At 61.0% G+C, this 1030-nt stretch carries 1 protein-coding gene and 1 pseudogene; one reads left to right on the forward strand and one right to left on the reverse strand.

The window, feature by feature from the left end; genetic code table 11:
- Positions 1 to 731 (forward strand): ATP-NAD kinase family protein (locus CW742_RS15170; protein ID WP_292421866.1); only part of this gene is annotated, 731 nt, incomplete at its 5' end.
- A 51-nt stretch (positions 732 to 782) separates the two neighbouring features.
- On the opposite strand, the pseudogene CW742_RS15175 reads toward CW742_RS15170, so the two are convergent.
- A pseudogene (locus CW742_RS15175) lies at positions 783 to 1030 on the reverse strand (MFS transporter); the annotation flags it as partial.

Raw genomic sequence — 1030 nt, forward strand, 5'->3', positions numbered from 1 at the left:
CCATCGGCCGGGACGTTCCCCTGCTCGGGATCCCGGCGGGGGTGAAGATGTACTCCGCGGTCTTTGCCATTGACCCGCTCACGGCATCCTCGCTTATCCGGGAGTTCGACCCGGCCCGGGTCCGCGACGCCGAGGTGATGGACGTTGACGAGGAGGCGTACCGCAACAATATTCTGCAGACCCGGCTCTTCGGCATTGCCCGAACGCCCTCATCGCCCGGGCGGGTGCAGGTATCCAAGCAGGTGTACGAGGAGGCAGACGAGGAGCGGGCGAAAGCGGTGATTGCGCAGTTCCTCGATGAGATCCTCCTGCCGGGGACCCTCTACATCATCGGGGCCGGCACCACAACCGAGGCCCTAACCCGCAGGCTCGGGATCAGAAAGACGCTGCTCGGTGTGGATGCAATCAGGAACCGGCGGCTGGTTGCAGCAGACTGCAATGAAAAGACACTCCTTGGGCTTGCTGATAAATACCCGGACACCCGGATCATCCTCAGTCCCATCGGCGCACAGGGTTTCATCCTTGGCCGGGGCAACCAGCAGATCAGTGCGGCTCTGGTGCGGAAGACCGGTATAAAGAACATCATTGTTGCCGCAACACCGCACAAACTTGCGGAACTGCCGTTCCTGTATGTCGATTCGGGCGACGCCGACCTTGATCGCGAATTTGGTGATTCAATCCAGGTGATCTCCGGGTACCGGATCGCCCAGCGCAAGAAGATCCGGCATTAGTGCGGACTGACAAAACGCTCGGGGTATTGGCGGGGTAAAAAAGGGATATTTTTATTCCGGTGCGCACGGCTGTTTCAGCATGGTGAAGGCGATCAGGAACCCGATCACTGCGAGGACCAGCACGATAGGGAAGACCCCGAGATAGGACCCGGTTGAGGTTTTGATGACCCCCGCCAGCTGGGGCCCGGCAATGGCGCCGGCACCATAAGCAAGGAAGATAACCACGTAGCACCGCGGGTAATCGGACGTGCCGAAATACGCCCCCGTGCTGGCCGGCGCGATGGCAAGCCAGCCCCCGA

It is taken from the genome of Methanoregula sp. (assembly GCF_002835825.1).
In the GTDB taxonomy this organism is placed as follows: Archaea; Halobacteriota; Methanomicrobia; order Methanomicrobiales; family Methanospirillaceae; genus Methanoregula.